Annotated in this window: 15 protein-coding genes and 1 pseudogene; 11 read left to right on the top strand and 5 right to left on the bottom strand. The window is 49.4% G+C overall.

Annotated features, from left to right (window positions below):
* Nucleotides 1–50: 50 nt before the first annotated feature.
* Nucleotides 51–449, bottom strand: a complete 399-nt coding sequence (locus AYY17_RS00785; protein ID WP_067420506.1) for an MAPEG family protein — start codon at nucleotides 447–449, stop codon at nucleotides 51–53.
* 332 nt (nucleotides 450–781) lie between these two features.
* On the opposite strand from AYY17_RS00785, the gene aspS reads away from it, so the two are divergent.
* The 7 genes and pseudogenes from aspS to AYY17_RS00750 all read left to right on the top strand — a co-directional run.
* Nucleotides 782–2,551, top strand: a complete 1,770-nt coding sequence (aspS, locus tag AYY17_RS00780) for an aspartate--tRNA ligase (RefSeq protein WP_067420504.1) — start codon at nucleotides 782–784, stop codon at nucleotides 2,549–2,551.
* 4 nt (nucleotides 2,552–2,555) lie between these two features.
* Nucleotides 2,556–3,020 carry a dihydroneopterin triphosphate diphosphatase gene (gene nudB / locus AYY17_RS00775; protein WP_067420502.1) on the top strand — a complete coding sequence of 155 codons (465 nt, stop codon included), beginning with the start codon at nucleotides 2,556–2,558 and terminating at the stop codon, nucleotides 3,018–3,020.
* Between the two features lie 65 nt (nucleotides 3,021–3,085).
* Nucleotides 3,086–3,829 carry a YebC/PmpR family DNA-binding transcriptional regulator gene (locus tag AYY17_RS00770; protein WP_067420500.1) on the top strand — a complete coding sequence of 248 codons (744 nt, stop codon included), beginning with the start codon at nucleotides 3,086–3,088 and terminating at the stop codon, nucleotides 3,827–3,829.
* A 72-nt stretch (nucleotides 3,830–3,901) separates the two neighbouring features.
* Nucleotides 3,902–4,426: a crossover junction endodeoxyribonuclease RuvC gene (gene ruvC, locus AYY17_RS00765; RefSeq protein WP_067364693.1), complete on the top strand. Its 525-nt coding sequence runs from the start codon at nucleotides 3,902–3,904 to the stop codon at nucleotides 4,424–4,426.
* A 108-nt stretch (nucleotides 4,427–4,534) separates the two neighbouring features.
* Nucleotides 4,535–5,149 (top strand): Holliday junction branch migration protein RuvA, encoded by a 615-nt coding sequence (ruvA, locus tag AYY17_RS00760; protein WP_067420498.1) that lies wholly within the window; start codon nucleotides 4,535–4,537, stop codon nucleotides 5,147–5,149.
* Nucleotides 5,150–5,191: 42 nt separating this feature from the next.
* Nucleotides 5,192–6,202 carry a Holliday junction branch migration DNA helicase RuvB gene (ruvB, locus tag AYY17_RS00755; RefSeq protein ID WP_067420496.1) on the top strand — a complete coding sequence of 337 codons (1,011 nt, stop codon included), beginning with the start codon at nucleotides 5,192–5,194 and terminating at the stop codon, nucleotides 6,200–6,202.
* Nucleotides 6,203–6,417: 215 nt separating this feature from the next.
* Nucleotides 6,418–7,140 (top strand): annotated as a pseudogene (locus AYY17_RS00750) (type 1 glutamine amidotransferase); the annotation flags it as partial.
* A 238-nt stretch (nucleotides 7,141–7,378) separates the two neighbouring features.
* On the opposite strand, the gene znuB reads toward AYY17_RS00750, so the two are convergent.
* The gene (znuB, locus tag AYY17_RS00745) at nucleotides 7,379–8,164 is read right to left on the bottom strand and encodes a zinc ABC transporter permease subunit ZnuB (protein ID WP_067399938.1); all 786 of its coding nucleotides are present in this window, start codon (nucleotides 8,162–8,164) and stop codon (nucleotides 7,379–7,381) included.
* Nucleotides 8,157–8,966 carry a zinc ABC transporter ATP-binding protein ZnuC gene (gene znuC, locus AYY17_RS00740; protein ID WP_067420495.1) on the bottom strand — a complete coding sequence of 270 codons (810 nt, stop codon included), beginning with the start codon at nucleotides 8,964–8,966 and terminating at the stop codon, nucleotides 8,157–8,159. The genes znuB and znuC overlap by 8 nt, the downstream gene beginning before the upstream one ends.
* Before the next feature lie 76 nt (nucleotides 8,967–9,042).
* Here znuC and znuA point away from each other — a divergent pair, with 76 nt between their 5' ends.
* The 3 genes from znuA (at nucleotide 9,043) to lpxM (ending at nucleotide 12,509) form a co-directional block, all read left to right on the top strand.
* The gene (gene znuA / locus AYY17_RS00735; protein WP_067420494.1) at nucleotides 9,043–9,957 is read left to right on the top strand and encodes a zinc ABC transporter substrate-binding protein ZnuA; all 915 of its coding nucleotides are present in this window, start codon (nucleotides 9,043–9,045) and stop codon (nucleotides 9,955–9,957) included.
* Between the two features lie 22 nt (nucleotides 9,958–9,979).
* A complete protein-coding gene (mepM, locus tag AYY17_RS00730) occupies nucleotides 9,980–11,338 on the top strand; it encodes a murein DD-endopeptidase MepM (protein ID WP_067421268.1) in 1,359 nt (452 codons plus the stop codon).
* A 190-nt stretch (nucleotides 11,339–11,528) separates the two neighbouring features.
* Complete coding sequence (lpxM, locus tag AYY17_RS00725; RefSeq protein ID WP_067420493.1) at nucleotides 11,529–12,509, top strand: lauroyl-Kdo(2)-lipid IV(A) myristoyltransferase; 981 nt, start codon at nucleotides 11,529–11,531, stop codon at nucleotides 12,507–12,509.
* A gap of 72 nt (nucleotides 12,510–12,581) precedes the next feature.
* Here the strand turns inward: lpxM and pyk are convergent, their stop codons facing one another.
* A complete protein-coding gene (gene pyk / locus AYY17_RS00720) occupies nucleotides 12,582–14,024 on the bottom strand; it encodes a pyruvate kinase (protein WP_067420491.1) in 1,443 nt (480 codons plus the stop codon).
* A gap of 256 nt (nucleotides 14,025–14,280) precedes the next feature.
* Nucleotides 14,281–15,129 carry a MurR/RpiR family transcriptional regulator gene (locus AYY17_RS00715; RefSeq protein WP_067399925.1) on the bottom strand — a complete coding sequence of 283 codons (849 nt, stop codon included), beginning with the start codon at nucleotides 15,127–15,129 and terminating at the stop codon, nucleotides 14,281–14,283.
* Nucleotides 15,130–15,481: 352 nt separating this feature from the next.
* Here AYY17_RS00715 and zwf point away from each other — a divergent pair, with 352 nt between their 5' ends.
* Nucleotides 15,482–16,957 (top strand): glucose-6-phosphate dehydrogenase, encoded by a 1,476-nt coding sequence (zwf, locus tag AYY17_RS00710; protein WP_067420490.1) that lies wholly within the window; start codon nucleotides 15,482–15,484, stop codon nucleotides 16,955–16,957.
* Nucleotides 16,958–16,987: the final 30 nt, after the last annotated feature.

Below are 16,987 nucleotides of genomic sequence, written 5' to 3'. Positions count from 1 at the left end.
TTCTAACAGAGCCGCCCCGGTGCAGAAAGTGTTATGTCCGTGCGGGCCACTCACATATAGGGTGAAAAAATCTGCTGCCAGGGCAGATACCAGATATTTGCCAGAACCATCAGTATCATTGAGGTAAAAGTGGCGATCATTCCGGAGCGCCGCCAGCGGTACTCACGGTGCTTTAGTCCGTATGAATGAAAAAGACGTCCGAGGATCAGGATGATACCGCAGACATGCACCATCCAGACCTGTGCGCCATTTTGTTCCATCACCAGTAACAGCAGCAGAGCAATGGGGATGTATTCAATCGCATTGCCCTGTACGCGAATCGCAGTCTGTAATTCATAAAACCCGCCGTCGCCATAGGCAACGCGGTAAAGTGTCCGTAACTTTATAACATCGAGTGACAGCTTAATAATCAGCAGCGCACCCAGTATAATGTAAAGAGAACTAACCATTTTTCCCCTCATGGTCAATTGAAACAGCAAAACAATGATAAACCTCAAAGCAGATAAGGTCACAATAAATAATATTAATCTATACCCTTATCCATTCAAACCACAGATTCGTTGGCGGAGTAAAGCCTGCCTGCATTCTGAATGACGTCGGGTGTAAACTGAATTATTTGAAAATTATCAATTAGTGAGAGAATTCTCTGCCGCAGATGTGCGGTTTGCTCTTATCTCATCAGGAGTTTTCCACTATAATGGTGGCCTTTTTGACATTTCTTCATAAAAGAACCATGCCAAAATTTTGCAGAAACGCACAATAGCGGACAAAAGGATATCGTATGCGTACTAATTATTGCGGGCAGCTCAACAGTGCTCACATCGGTCAAAAAGTAACCCTTAGTGGTTGGGTAAACCGTCGTCGTGATCTCGGGGGTTTGATTTTTATCGATATGCGTGACCGCGAAGGCATCGTTCAGGTTTTTTTCGATCCTGAGCAAAAAGACGCATTTGCCGCGGCATCAGAATTACGTAATGAATTCTGTATTCAGATTACCGGTATTGTCCGCGCGCGGCCTGAAAATCAAATTAATAAAGAGATGGCGACCGGCAGTGTGGAAGTGCATGCAGATGGTCTGACCATTTTTAATAAGTCAGAGCCGTTACCGCTCGACAGCAATCAGACCAATACCGAAGAGATGCGTCTGAAATACCGTTATCTGGATCTGCGCCGCACTGAAATGGCAACCCGCCTGAAAACCCGTGCGCGGGTAACCGGGTTTGTCCGCCGGTTTATGGATGGCGAAGGGTTCCTCGATATCGAAACCCCGATGCTGACCAAAGCGACACCGGAAGGTGCGCGTGACTATCTGGTGCCGAGCCGCGTGCATAAAGGCAAATTCTATGCGTTGCCGCAGTCTCCGCAGCTTTTCAAACAATTACTGATGATGTCCGGTTTTGACCGTTATTATCAGATTGTGAAATGTTTCCGCGATGAAGATTTACGTGCTGACCGCCAGCCTGAATTTACCCAGATCGATGTCGAAACTTCCTTTATGAGCGCAGATCAGGTCCGTGGCGTCATGGAAAAAATGATCCGCGAATTGTGGAATGACATTATTAATGTCGACCTCGGTGATTTCCCGGTCATGACATTCGGGGAAGCAATGCGTCGTTTCGGTTCTGATAAGCCGGATTTACGTAACCCGTTAGAGTTAACCGATATTGCGGATCTGGTCAAAGAGTCTGAATTCTCTGTTTTTGCCGATGCAGCCAACAATCCGAAAGGTCGCGTTGTGGCACTGTGTGTCACCGGCGGGGCAGAAATGACCCGTAAGCAGATTGATGAATACGGCAAATTTGTCGGGATTTATGGCGCGAAAGGCCTGGCGTGGATGAAAGTCAACGACCGCTCACTCGGTCTTGAAGGCGTTCAGTCTCCGGTTGCCAAATTCCTGACAGCAGAAACGGCTGAAGCTATTCTGGAACGCACTGATGCACAGTCCGGCGATATTATTTTCTTCGGTGCCGGTGCCAAATCGATGGTGACGGATGCAATGGGTGCGCTGCGCCTGAAAACCGGCCGCGACCTTGGTATCACTGACCTGAACAGCTGGCGTCCGCTGTGGGTGATTGACTTCCCGATGTTTGAAGAAACCGGCGAAGGCGGTCTGACCGCGATGCACCATCCGTTTACATCCCCGCGTGATATGTCAGCACAAGAGCTGAAAGATGCGCCGGAAGACGCAATTGCCAACGCATACGACATGGTCATTAACGGCTATGAAGTGGGTGGTGGTTCAGTGCGTATTCACCGCAATGAAATGCAGCAGGTTGTATTCGGCATTCTGGGGATCACTCAGGAAGAGCAGCGCCAGAAGTTCGGCTTCCTGCTGGATGCACTGCAATACGGCACACCACCGCACGCAGGTCTGGCCTTTGGTCTTGATCGCCTGGTGATGTTGCTGACCGGGACTGAAAATATCCGTGATGTCATCGCGTTCCCTAAAACTACGGCAGCAGCCTGTCTGATGACGGATGCCCCGAGTTTTGCTGCGCCTGATTCGCTGAAAGAACTGGCGATTGCCGTTACGCAGAAAGAAAGCGACTGATCTGATGGCTTATAAGCGCCCTGAATCCGTGCTGGTGGTAATTTATGAGCAGGAAACGGGGCGTGTTCTGATGTTACAGCGCCGTGATGACCCTGCATTCTGGCAGTCAGTCACCGGCAGTCTGGAAGCGGCAGAAACTCCCCGGCAGGCCGCAGTCCGGGAAGTAAAAGAAGAAACCGGTATTGATATAATGACCGAGCGGTTGCAACTGACGGATTGTCAGCGCACCGTTATTTATACTATTTTTCCGCATTTTCGTCATCGCTACGCACCTGAGGTGACGCACAATACGGAACATTGGTTTATGTTACGCTTACCCGCGCCGAGGGCGATCCCTTTGACGGAACATCTGGCGTATGAATGGCTGCCGGCGGAAGATGCCGCCGGGAAAACCATTTCACCCAGTAACGGGGATGCAATTGAAGAATTCGTCTGTCAGTCAGGGACGGGCGGGGTACACACAGTGTAACCTCCCGCAATGGCAGCGGATCAATATGAATGAACGTCGTAAAGACTTAATTTGGAGATTAGAGAATGGCAGGTCATAGTAAATGGGCCAACACCAAACACCGCAAAGCAGCTCAGGATTCTAAGCGCGGTAAAATTTTCACGAAAATCATTCGTGAATTAGTCACGGCGTCCCGCATTGGTGGTCCTGATCCTGCATCTAACCCACGTCTGCGCGCGGCAGTGGATAAAGCGTTATCAAATAATATGACCCGCGATACCCTGAACCGTGCGATTGCACGCGGGGCGGGTAACGATGAAAACGATAACATGGAATCCATTGTGTACGAAGGTTACGGCCCGGGTGGTACTGCGGTAATGGTGGAATGCCTGACTGACAACCGTAAACGCACGGTTTCTGATGTGCGCCACGCGTTCACCAAAACCGGCGGTAACTTAGGTACTGACGGCTCTGTAGCCTATCTCTTCACCCGTAAAGGTGTAATTTCTTATGCACCGGGTCTGGATGAAGATGCTGTGATGGAAGCCGCTCTGGAATCTGGTGCGGAAGACGTTGAAGCCTTTGATGACGGTGCTATTGATGTGTATACCGCATGGGAATCGCTTGGTGATGTGAAGGATGCGATGGATGCCGCCGGGTTTACCGCGGAATCAGCTGAAGTGTCTATGATCCCATCCACCAAAGCGGATCTTGATGAAGAAACAGCACCAAAACTGATGCGCCTGATTGATATGCTGGAAGACTCTGACGATGTTCAGGAAGTCTACCACAACGGCGAAATCTCTGACGAAATCGCAGCACTGCTGTAATCGTCTTCCCTTTACAGAGAGATGCACATGGTGTATCTCTCTGTCATCTTTCTGCTAATACGCGGTTCTCCTATGTCCATTATTCTGGGTATTGATCCCGGCTCCCGGGTGACCGGTTATGGTGTTATCCGCCAGCAGGGCCGCCGGTTGCTGTATATCGGCAGCGGCTGTATCCGCACTCAGGTCGCAGATCTTCCGTCCCGGCTCGGAAAAATTTACGCCGGTGTCAGCGAAATCATCACACAATATCAGCCGGACAATTTTGCCATCGAACAGGTCTTTATGGCTAAAAATGCCGATTCAGCCCTGAAACTCGGGCAGGCGCGTGGCGTGGCTATTCTCGCTGCGGTTAATAACAGTATTCCGGTATTTGAATATGCCGCCCGTCAGGTCAAACAATCAGTTACCGGCACGGGTGCCGCAGAGAAAGCGCAGGTGCAGCACATGGTGCGCTCTATCCTCAAACTCTCGGCCGCGCCGCAGGCTGATGCCGCCGATGCGCTGGCGATTGCTATTACTCACTGTCATTTCAATCAGAATTTAATACAGATGGGGCAACCTCGCCTGGTGATGGCGCGCGGGCGGCTGAAAGAGTAACCTCCCGTTATCTGTGCGTGGTAAACTGAATTTTCTGACAGCTGGATATACGTCCAGCTTTTTTTATGTTATAAACGGGCACTGCCGGTAATTATAAAGGAAACGCGCGTGATCGGACGATTAAGAGGTATTGTGCTGGAAAAACAGCCACCTATCGTATTATTAGAAACGAATGGTGTGGGTTATGAAGTCCATATGCCGATGACCTGCTTTTATGAACTGCCGGATGTGGGACTGGAAGCCATTCTGTTCACCCAGTTTATTGTGCGTGAAGATGCACAGTTGCTGTACGGGTTTAATGATAAACAGGAACGTGCGCTGTTCCGTGAATTAATCAAAGTCAACGGCGTCGGACCCAAACTGGCGCTGGCTATCCTCTCCGGAATGTCCGCTCAACAATTTGTTGCGGCGATTGAGCAGGGCGCGGTAGCTCAGCTGGTTAAATTACCGGGTGTCGGTAAAAAAATTGCCGAGCGCCTGGTTGTTGAAATGAAAGACCGCTTTAAAGGGCTTAACGGCGACCTGTTCCGTGATGCGGAAATGTCACTGCCGGCAAGTCAGCAGGCAGGTAATACGCAGGCAGATGCGGAATCTGAAGCTGTTGAGGCACTGATCTCCCTGGGCTATAAACCACAGGAAGCCAGCCGGATGATTGCGAAAGTAACCAAACCGGGTGCTGACAGTGAAACACTGATCCGCGAAGCACTGCGCGCTGCGCTGTAAATATAACGACAAGACGATGATGGCAGAACGGAGTGACAGGTCATGATTGAAGCAGACAGACTGATTACGGCAGAAATATTACCGGATGATGAAGTGGTGGATCGCGCAATCCGTCCGAAATTACTGGCGGAATATGTGGGTCAGCCGCAGGTCTGTTCACAGATGGAAATTTTTATCGAAGCGGCACGTCAGCGCGGAGATGCGCTTGATCATCTGTTGATTTTCGGCCCGCCCGGGCTCGGAAAAACCACACTGGCAAACATTGTTGCCAATGAAATGGGTGTTAATCTGCGTACAACATCAGGCCCGGTACTGGAAAAAGCCGGTGATCTGGCCGCCATGCTGACGAACCTCGAACCTCACGATGTCTTATTTATTGATGAAATTCACCGCTTATCGCCGGTAGTCGAAGAAATTTTGTATCCGGCAATGGAAGATTACCAACTGGATATTATGATCGGCGAAGGTCCGGCTGCCCGCTCGATTAAAATTGATTTGCCGCCGTTTACCCTGATTGGCGCGACAACCCGGGCCGGCTCTCTGACCTCTCCGCTGCGTGATCGTTTTGGTATTGTCCAGCGGCTTGAGTTTTATAATGTGGATGATTTACAACATATTGTCAGCCGCAGCGCCCATTTTATGGGCGTGGATATGTCTGCTGAAGGTGCCCGCCAGATAGCGATGCGCTCACGAGGGACACCGCGTATCACCAACCGCCTGTTACGCAGGGTGCGGGATTTTGCCCAGGTGAAAGGTGACGGGTCGATAGATGAATCTATCGCCGGGCTGGCGCTGGATATGCTGAGTGTGGATGCCGCCGGGTTTGATTATCTCGACCGTAAGTTATTAGTTACTATTATTGATAAATTTATGGGCGGCCCGGTCGGGCTGGATAACCTCGCAGCAGCTATTGGTGAAGAGCGGGAAACTATCGAAGATGTGATTGAGCCGTTCTTAATTCAGCAGGGGTTTATTCAGAGGACACCGCGCGGACGACTGGCGACAATACACGCTTATCGCCATTTCGGGATTGAACATCACGGAAACCAATAAGCGGAATAATGAAATTCAGCTGACCAATAATCAGTCAATTAAACATTATATGCTTATCTTTTTGTACTCATGATAATTAAATGTTTTTTCCGGGGATTATTCCGGGAGTAATTCGCTGTAATTGGTGATTATTCGATATTTAAAAATTGGCATGCATAGTCGTAACCCTGTATTGTAGAAAGGATAATTTCTATATAGTTGAAAAGGAACTGACTATGCGCGTTCATTTTATCATTCATGACTATTTTGAAGCGCCGGGCGCTTACGAATATTGGGCACGGAAGAACAAATTCAACGTCACATTCACCCGTCTTTATGAAGGTGATAAGCTGCCTGACAGTGTCAGCGGTATTGATTTTCTGATTGTGATGGGGGGCCCGCAAAGCCCGGCAACAACAACGGCTGAATGCTCTTATTTCGATTCGAAAAAAGAGCAGGCCTTTATTGCAAGCGCTATTGCGGCAAATAAAGCCGTTATTGGTGTCTGTCTCGGCGCACAGCTTATCGGTGAAGCATTAGGGGCGCCGTATGAACAAAGCCCTGACAAAGAGATAGGCAAGTTTACGATGCATATCACCAATGCCGGAAAACGAAGCCAGCTTTTCTCGAATTTCGGGGATTCTCTGGGGGTTGGTCACTGGCACAACGATATGCCGGGACTCACTGAAAATGCACAAATTATTGCGTTCAGTGCCGGATGCCCGCGACAGATTGTCGCTTACAGTAATCAGGTGTTTGGTTTTCAGTGTCACATGGAATTCACCCGCGATGTGGTTGAATACCTGATCCTTAACAGTGAAGATGACCTGAAATCCGCGTCAAACTACCGCTTTGTTGATACACCGAGTGCTATCCGCCGCCACAGTTACAGCGAAATGAATGAGAAACTTATTGAATTCCTTGATAAGTTAGCTCAGGGCTACACGGTCAGCCGCAGCAACAAAACAGAAAAAACAGAAGAGAAAAAAGTTCATCGTCCGATGGCGAAGACGAAAAAACGCCGGTCAATCCATCCGGTTACCGGCCTGTAATCATCCCGCCGGTTATTAACAAAAACCCCCGCAGTGTGTACTGACGGGGGTTTTTATTTATATATACCCAACGTCATTCAGGCTGCAGGCGGGCTGAGTGCGGCCAACGAACCTGCAGTTTGAATGAATAAGGGTATACAGTGTTTTAGTTTTTAGGTTTAACCAGCAGGCTCAGAATAAAGCAGCATGCTGCACACAGCACAACTGACGGACCGGCAGGTGTGTCATAAAAGGCAGAAAACGCTAATCCGCCGGTAATCGCAATCATGCCGGTAATTACCGCACCGGCTGCCATCTGCTCCGGTGTCCGCGCAAAGCGACGGGCAGCAGCGGCAGGAATTATCAGTAATGATGTGATAATCAGTGCACCGACAAATTTCATTGCCAGCCCGATAGTCAGCGCTGTGACTAACATCAGCATCATCCGCAGGCGACCGGGTTGTATACCATCAACAAACGCCAGTTCAGGACTTATCGTCACTGACAATAAATTTCGCCACTGCCATAACAGTAAACCGGTGACAATCATCACACCAACGGCTATCGGCAGCAAATCTTCATAAGTGACTGACAGCAAATCACCGAACAGATAAGCCATCAAATCCACCCGGACATCCGACATCAGGCTGACCACCACCAGACCGAGTGACAGCGCACTGTGTGCCATAATCCCCAGCAGGGTATCAACCGCCAGTTGCGGGCGGCGCTCCAGCCAGGCGAGCAGCAGCGCCAGGATCAGCGTAACTGCTATCACCGCATAAAACGGACTGACATTGAGCAATAAACCAAAAGCGACGCCCAGCAGTGACGCATGTGCCAGAGTATCCCCGAAGTAGGACATCCGGCGCCAGACCACAAATGAGCCGAGCGGACCGGCGGCAATGGCCAGTAACATACCGGCGAGCCAGCCGGGTAACAGTAACTCAATCATGGCGGCACTCCGCGGCACTGTCCGGTGATCCGCTTACAGGTGAATGATTACCGCAGCAGGGCGCAGAAGGGGATAAAACGGCTGCGCCATTTTCATGACTGTGGTTATGATGATGACGGTAAACGCCGATTTGTGTGGCGGCACGTGTGCCGAACATCGCTGTAAATTCCGGATGTGCCGCAACAATATCCGGCTCACCGGAGCAGCAGATATGGCGGTTAATGCAGAGCACGGTATCTGTTTTTGCCATCACCAGATGCAGATCGTGGGAAACCATTAATACGGCACAGTTTAGTTCATCACGCAGTTGAGTGATTAAATCATACAATACCACCTGACCATTCACATCCACACCCTGGGTAGGTTCATCCAGAACCAGCAACTGAGGACGGGCTAACAGTGCCCGTGCCAGCAGTACGCGCTGCATTTCACCACCCGAGAGGCGTTGCATGGGTTTGTCTGTCAGATGCGCGGCATTTACCCGTCCGAGTGCTGTCAGGCAATCTGTTTTGCTGACACCGCGTTTGAGATGCAGAAAGCGGGCAACGGTCAGGGGCATGGTCGGGTCAAGATACAGTTTTTGCGGAACATAGCCGACGGTTAACCCGGGTGCACGCGTCACCGAGCCAGATGACGGCGCGATAAGCCCGAGAACAACACGGACGATCGTGGATTTTCCCGCACCATTGGGGCCGAGAAGGGTGATGATTTTGCCCGGTGTTAATGCAAATGAAATATCGTTCAGCACGGTATTGCTGCCGAAAGTAACGGATACATCATTTACTGCGATAAGTGTTGACATGGGAAATTGTTATCTTGCAGAATGAGTGAAACGTTATAATATAACATTACTAAAATCATGTCACGGAGTTTAAATTATGTTACATCAGTCACGGCGCGGTATAAAAACGGTGTTTATTGCCACTTTTTTGAGTTTAAGCGCACAAACCGCCAGTGCGGATGTGTTAACATCATTACGTCCTGTCGGATTAATCGCAGCCGCTATCGCTGATGGCGTAACGGACACACAGATTTTATTGCCTGATGGCGCGTCGCCCCATGATTATGCACTAAAACCCTCTGATCTGAAAAAAATCCGGTCGGCGGATTTGGTTATATGGGTCGGGCCTGAGCTGGAAACCTTTTTGCAAAAGCCGTTAGCGGCTGTTCCGGCGCAAAAACAGATTGTTATCAGTGAGCTTGAGCAAGTCAGGCCGTTTTTGCTGAAAAACAATGAAGATGATGACCACGATGACGACGAACATCATCACCACGGAGTATATAATATGCACCTGTGGTTATCGCCGGATATTGCGCGGCAAACAGCTCAGGTTGTCTATAATAAACTCCTTGAGAGTTATCCGGATAAAAAATCTGCGTTGGACGTAAACCTGCGTAAATTCAATGGACAACTTACTGAAACTGAGAAGAATATTACTCAGCAACTGGCACCGGTAAAAAATAAGGGATATTTTGTTTTTCATGATGCTTACGGTTATTTTGAAAAACGCTTCGATCTGTCGCCTTCAGGGCATTTTACGATCAATCCTGAGATTTCGCCGGGAGCTCAGACACTCAGCAACATCAAATTAAAGCTGGCTGAGCAAGACGCATTATGTGTGTTTGCTGAGCCACAATTCAGGCCGGCAGTGATTACAGCGGTAGCCAAAGGTACGAACGCGAAGATGGGCGTACTGGACCCGCTGGGCAGCGCAATTGCAGTGGGCAGGGACGGTTATACCGAGTTCCTGTCCCGGTTATCGACGCAGTACGCATCCTGCCTGGAGAAATAAATAAGGAACAGAACGCGTGCAATTGCAGCAAATGGCAAAATCCGCCGTTCTGGTATACAACCAGTTACCGAAAGCGCATCGTATGATGCTGGGAATGTTAACTGCCGCAACTCTGGGTGTCGCTGTCTGGCACCCGTTTGCTGTATATCACGAGCGGACCTCCGATAACGAACAGTATATTGAATCAGATTTTGCGCCGCCTGCGGATCTCAGCACTATTCAGGCCGATGCTGATACCGATGATATCATTACTGACAGCAGCGACCAGTTACCGGATGAAGGTCTGGCAAAAGAGTCTGATGATGTCGATGAATCATCACCGACTGATACTGTCATTCCGACATCGCTGGAATATACCGTTGCAAACGGCGACAGTTTGTCCGCCATTCTGACGCAATACGGCATCGATTCATCTGATGTGGCACTGTTATCAAACAAATACAAAGGGTTGCGTAATCTTCAGATCGGGCAGACTCTTGCCTGGGAACTGAACGAAGACGGTGAGCTGAAATCCCTGAGCTGGACGGTTAACCGTCGTGAAACCCGGACCTACGTCCGCAGTGATAACGGATTTAAAGAAACCAAAGAAACCCGTGAAGGTGAGTGGCAGACAAAACGCATCACCGGAAAAGTCAGCGGCAGCCTGAATGCCAGTGTCAGTAAAGCCGGTTTAACCCGCAGCGAAGTGCGGGATATCGCTAAAGCATTGCAATGGCAGGTGGATGTGCGCCGGGTGAAAAACGGCGACAGTTTTACGGTGTTAACGTCGCGCGAAATGCTGGACGGTAAACAGGAACAGAGCCAGATGATGGCTATCCGTCTGCATACTAACGGACGTGATTATTATGCCTTCCGTGCAGAAGACGGCCGTTTTTATGATGCCAAAGGTGATGGCCTGGAGCGTGGTTTTCTGCGGTTCCCGACAGGCAAACAGTTCCGTGTCTCTTCTCACTTTAATCCGCGCCGTGTAAACCCGGTAACCGGGCGTGTTGCGCCGCATAAAGGCGTTGATTTTGCGATGCCGGTCGGCACACCGGTGCTGGCAGTTGGTGACGGTGAAGTCGTTGTGGCAAAATTCAGCGGTGCGGCAGGAAACTTTGTGGCAATCCGCCACGGGCGCCAGTTTACGACCCGCTACATGCACATGCGTAAATTATTAGTCAAACCCGGTCAGAAAGTGAAACGGGGTGACAAAGTCGGATTATCCGGCAACACCGGGCGTTCAACCGGTCCGCACCTGCATTTTGAAGTCTGGAACGGACAGCAGGCAGTGAACCCGTTAACGGCTAAATTACCACGCTCCGGTGGATTGTCCGGTAAAGATCGTGCGAATTACCTGTCTGTGGTTAAACAGCAGCGCCCGCAACTGACCTTCAATTAATATCTCCTTTTGTGAACGCGGGTACTCAGGTATCCGCGTTCTGTTCATCCGCTGTAGCGAATCTTAATGTATCCCCGGTGTCATTTGAATACATAAGGGTATACATCTGATCATAAATAATTAATAATGATACGTTAAAATAGTTATAACGCCATGATATATATGTTTAATTCAATATTGGTGTCCATCTGTGAATAAAGAAACCGATACAGACAGCAAAGCGGGATATATCCCGACATTTCACCGCCACTATCTGCACCCGAAATACTGGGGAATGTGGGCGGCGGCAGGCGCTCTGGCGGGGCTGACGTTTTTGCCGGTTAAATTGCGTGATCCTATGCTGGCCGGTATTGGTAAAGCTGCCGGACGCTTAGCCAAAAGTGCCCGCCGCAGGGCACTGATTAATCTTTATTACTGCTTTCCTGATATGTCTGCAGCAGAGCGGGAGGCATTGGCGGATAACATGTTTGCCAGTGCGCCTCATGCATTTGTAATGCTGGCAGAGCTCTGTCTGCGTAATCCTCAGCGGGTTATCTCCCGCACACAGGTCCACGGACAGGATATTATTGATAGCCTGCAGGCGCAGGGGCGTAATATTATTTTTATGGTGCCGCACGGTTGGGCGATTGACTTACCGGCAATGTTATTTGCTGCGCAGGGAAATAAAGTCGCCGGCATGTTCCATCATCAGAAAAACCCGGTGGCGGACTATTTATGGAACAAAGCGCGGGTGCATTTCGGCGGACGTCTGCATTCACGGGAAGCCGGAATTAAGCCGTTTATTGCCAGTGTCCGTAGTGGTTACAGTGGTTATTATCTGCCGGATCAGGATCATGGTGAGGAGCACAGTGAGTTTGTACCCTTCTTCAGTACTTACAAAGCAACACTGCCGGCTATCGGACGGCTGATGAAAGTCTGCAAAGCGGCAATTGTTCCGCTGTTTCCGGTGTACGATCATAAAAATCACCAGTTTCATATTCATGTGCGTCCGCCGATGGATGATATTGACGGGCAGGATGATCCGTATATCGCAAGGCGCATGAATGAAGAAGTGGAAGCACTTGTACGCCCGAATATTGAGCAGTACACCTGGATTCTGAAACTGCTGAAGACACGCCGTGATGGTGAAGAAGAACCGTATCAGCGGTTTAAGCGAAAAGAATTGCCCTGACGGAGTGGTTTATCAAATCATAAAAAAACCGCCGGTCATCTGACCGGCGGTTTTGTTTGTAACTTCAGGTGATTATTTCACTTCAAGAATACGGCTGGTATTGGTGCTGCCGACCAGACCCATCTGATCCCCCTGGGTGACCATTACCAGATCGCCCTGTAAGAGATAGCCTTTTTCACGCAAACGACTGACCGCTTCAGTTACTGCGGCAAGGCCGTCAGTGTGAGTGCTGCAAAATACCGGGGTTACGCCACGGTAAAGTGCTGTCTGGTTCAGGGTTTTTTCATGGCGCGACATCGCAAAGATAGGCAGACCGGAACTGATGCGGGACATCATACGGGCAGTACGGCCGGATTCTGTCATGGCGATAATGGCTTTCACGCCATTGAGATGGTTCGCCGCATACATAGTTGACATCGCAATCGCTTCTTCCGGATTGTCGAATGTCATGTCCATGCGGTGTTTGGAGATATTGACGTTAGGCATTTTCTCTGCGCCCAGGCAGACGCGTGCCATTGCTTCAACTGTTTCAGCAGGATACTGACCTGCTGCTGTTTCAGCAGAAAGCATTACGGCATCCGTACCATCAAGAACAGCATTGGCGACATCCATGACTTCTGCGCGGGTCGGCATCGGATTTGTTATCATTGATTCCATCATCTGAGTTGCCGTGATAACGACACGATTCAGTTGACGGCTGCGGCGAATGAGCTTTTTCTGGACGCCGACAAGTTCCGGATCACCGATTTCCACGCCGAGATCACCACGGGCAACCATCACCACATCAGAAGCAAGGATAATCTCATCCATTATCTGATCTGTGGCAACGGCTTCTGCGCGCTCCACTTTGGAGACAATCTGTGCTTCACAACCGGCATCACGCGCGAGGCGGCGTGCATAATGTAAATCTTCCGCACTGCGCGGGAAGGAGACGGCAAGGTAATCAACATTGATTCTGGCAGCTGTTTTGATGTCTTCCTTGTCTTTTTCAGTCAGTGCATCTGCAGACAGTCCGCCGCCTTGTTTATTAATGCCTTTATTATTAGAAAGTAAACCACCAACAGTCACTTCAGTGATGATTTTTGTGCCTTTAACATCCAGTACTTTAAGCTGAACGCGGCCATCATCAAGTAACAGAATATCGCCGGGAACCACATCTTCCGGCAATTTTTTGTAATCAATACCGACGTGCTCATTGGTGCCTTCACCTTTACCCAGCTCAGCATCAAGGGTGAACTTATCACCCACATTCAGCAGGATTTTATTATCTTTAAAGGTGGATACGCGGATTTTCGGGCCCTGAAGATCGCCAAGAATAGCGACCTGAACACCGAGGCGTGCAGCAATTTCACGGACTTTCACCGCTCGTTCAACGTGATCTTCCGGGCTGCCGTGAGAGAAGTTCATGCGAACAACGTTCGCGCCTGCCTGAATGATTTTTTCGAGATTATTATCACGATCCGTAGCCGGACCCAGGGTCGTCACAATTTTTGTTCTTCTGAGACGTGTTGACATACATTTCTCCGTTGACCTGAATAAGGTAAAAATGGTGTTAATAAAAACACTCTTCCACCCGGAGGATCATTCACCGGATAGTGAGTGTAAAATCGATTCACTCCTGTTTGATTATCGCGTAATTAAAATAAAAATCGAGTCAGCAAACGTAAAACAGTGATTCAGGTATATCGTATCATTCACCATGTTACTAATTCGTGACATTAATTGCAGTCAGCGGCAGTAAATGTGTCAAAACGACACAAATGATTAAGAATTAACAGAGTTTGTCAATGCGGGAGTCTTTCAGTGCGTCTTTGACCCGTTTCAGGTTATCCCGGAATTTCGGACCACGGCGCAGGGTAAAACCGGTGGCGAGAACATCAATAATGGTCAGTTGTGCCAGGCGTGACACCATCGGCATATAAATATCCGTGTCTTCCGGGACATTCAGTATGATAGTGACAGAGGCTTCGGCGGCAAGCGGTGAATTTTCTGATGTGATTGCCAGCACGGTGGCATCATTTTCACGGGCGATGCGGGCTATTTCAACCAGGTTTTTGGTGCGGCCGGTATGGGAAATCAGTACGACGACATCACCTTCTGTGCTATTGATGCAACTCATGCGTTGTATAACAACATCATCAGAATAAATCACCGGGATGTTAAAACGGAAAAATTTATTCATGGCATCATGGGCAACGGCCGCTGACGCGCCCAGGCCAAAAAAGGCGATTTTCCGTGCCTGGGTCAGGCAATCCACGGCGCGGTTGATAGTCAGCATATCCAGCGTGCTTCTGACGGCATCCAACCCCGCCATGGCGGATTCAAATATTTTACCGGTATAGGCGTCAACAGAGTCATTTTCATCGACATTGCGGCTGACATAGGGCGTGCCGTTAGCCAGACTTTGTGCCAGCAGCAGTTTGAAGTCCGGAAATCCTTTGGTATCCAGACGGCGGCAGAAACGATTCACGGTAGGCTCGCTGACATCCGCCATTTTGGCGAGAGTGGCAATGCTGGAATGGATGGCTATCTGTGGCGCACCCAGGATAGTCTCCGCCACTTTTTTTTCAGATTTACTCAGATAATCCAGACTGTTACGCAGCCGGTCTAAAATATTCATACCACTTTGCCTTTTATATTGATCTGTGTGACACGACAGGCTGTCATTATTTTCTGAAAATATACTACGTAAACCGGGACAGAGGCGCGGATAACCGGCAGAAAATACGGCTTTTTTTTGAAAGTTTGAGCTGTGTCTGACTTTCATTCCGGTAAATTTGCATCAAAAAAGTAATTTTATTACATATTACTGAAAATCAGATAGTGGCAGGTCTCCAATTTACTACTGTCCCGTAAGGCTGCCGGAATGTGCGGTGGCTCGCATTTATGTTTACTGACCGGGCGCAAACGGGTACATTATTCATTATCTCTGTAACAAAATTACAATTCCATGCCACGAGGAGAGGTTTTTTATGGCGTTGACAGCAACGGCTCCCGCTTGTGATTTAGTCATTTTCGGCACCAAAGGCGATCTTGCACGCCGCAAGTTACTTCCATCCTTATACCAGCTTGAAAAAGCAGGCAATATCCACGCCGAAACCCGGATTATCGGTGCCGGTCGTGCTGAATGGTCCCGTGAGGAATATCAGCAGTTCGTGGAAGATGCTTTTAATACCTTCCTGAATGAACCTCTGGACCCGCAACTGTGGGCGCGCTTCAGTGCCCGTCTGGAATTCTGCAATCTTGATGTGAATGATTTATCCCATTTCAAAAGTCTGGCAAATATTATTGCGGAAAATAAAAATACCGCTGTTTATTATTTCGCCATGCCACCAAGCACATTCAGTGCGATGTGCAAAGGGCTGGGTGAAGCGCATCTGAATAAAGAACCAAGCCGTGTGGTGATGGAAAAACCACTGGGTAATGATCTTGAGTCTTCTCAGGCCATCAATACCGAAGTGGCGAAATACTTTAAAGAGAGTCAGATTTACCGTATCGACCATTATCTCGGAAAAGAAACGGTACTGAATCTGCTGGCGCTGCGCTTTGCCAACTCACTGTTTGTGAATAACTGGGATAACCGGACTATCGATCATGTCCAGATAACAGTGGCGGAAGAAGTGGGTATTGAAGGGCGCTGGGGCTATTTTGATAAAGCGGGTCAGATGCGCGATATGGTGCAGAGCCATTTGCTGCAAATTCTGACCATGATTGCGATGTCGCCGCCGGATGACCTGAGCAGTGACCGCATCCGCGATGAAAAAGTGAAAGTTCTGCGCTCGCTGCGAACCATTGATATCAGTAATGTCCGGGAGAAAACCGTTCGCGGGCAGTATACGGGCGGGTTTGTTCATGGCACAAAAGTGCCTGGCTATCTGGATGAAGAGGGTGCGAATACCGTCAGTCAGACAGAAACCTTTGTGGCGATCCGCGCGGATATCGATGACTGGCGCTGGTCCGGTGTGCCGTTCTACCTGCGTACCGGCAAACGTATGCCGTCAAAATGCTCTGAAGTGGTGGTGTATTTCAAACAGCCGTCCCTGAATATCTTTAATGAGACATACCAGCATCTGCCGCCGAATAAACTGACTATTCGTTTACAGCCCGATGAAGGTATCGATATTGAAGTGCTGAACAAAGCACCGGGGCTGGATCACAAGCATCGTCTGCAGACAACAAAACTGGATCTGAGTTTCTCGGAAACCTTTAACCAGACCCATATTGCTGATGCATACGAGCGTTTGCTGCTGGAAGCTATGCGCGGCATTCAGGCGCTGTTTGTCCGTCGTGACGAAGTGGAGGAAGCCTGGAAGTGGGTGGATTCCATTATGCACGCGTGGTCACTGGATAATGAACCGCCTAAGCCTTATCAGGCGGGAAGTTGGGGACCTATCGCCTCTATTGCGATGATGGCCCGTGACGGGCACTCCTGGAACGAACTGGAATAATTATACAGTCCGGCGCATAAAAACCCGTGA

It is taken from the genome of Morganella psychrotolerans, assembly GCF_001676055.1.
In the GTDB taxonomy this organism is placed as follows: domain Bacteria; phylum Pseudomonadota; class Gammaproteobacteria; order Enterobacterales; family Enterobacteriaceae; genus Morganella; species Morganella psychrotolerans_B.
This window is presented reverse-complemented; position numbering and strand designations above follow the sequence as displayed.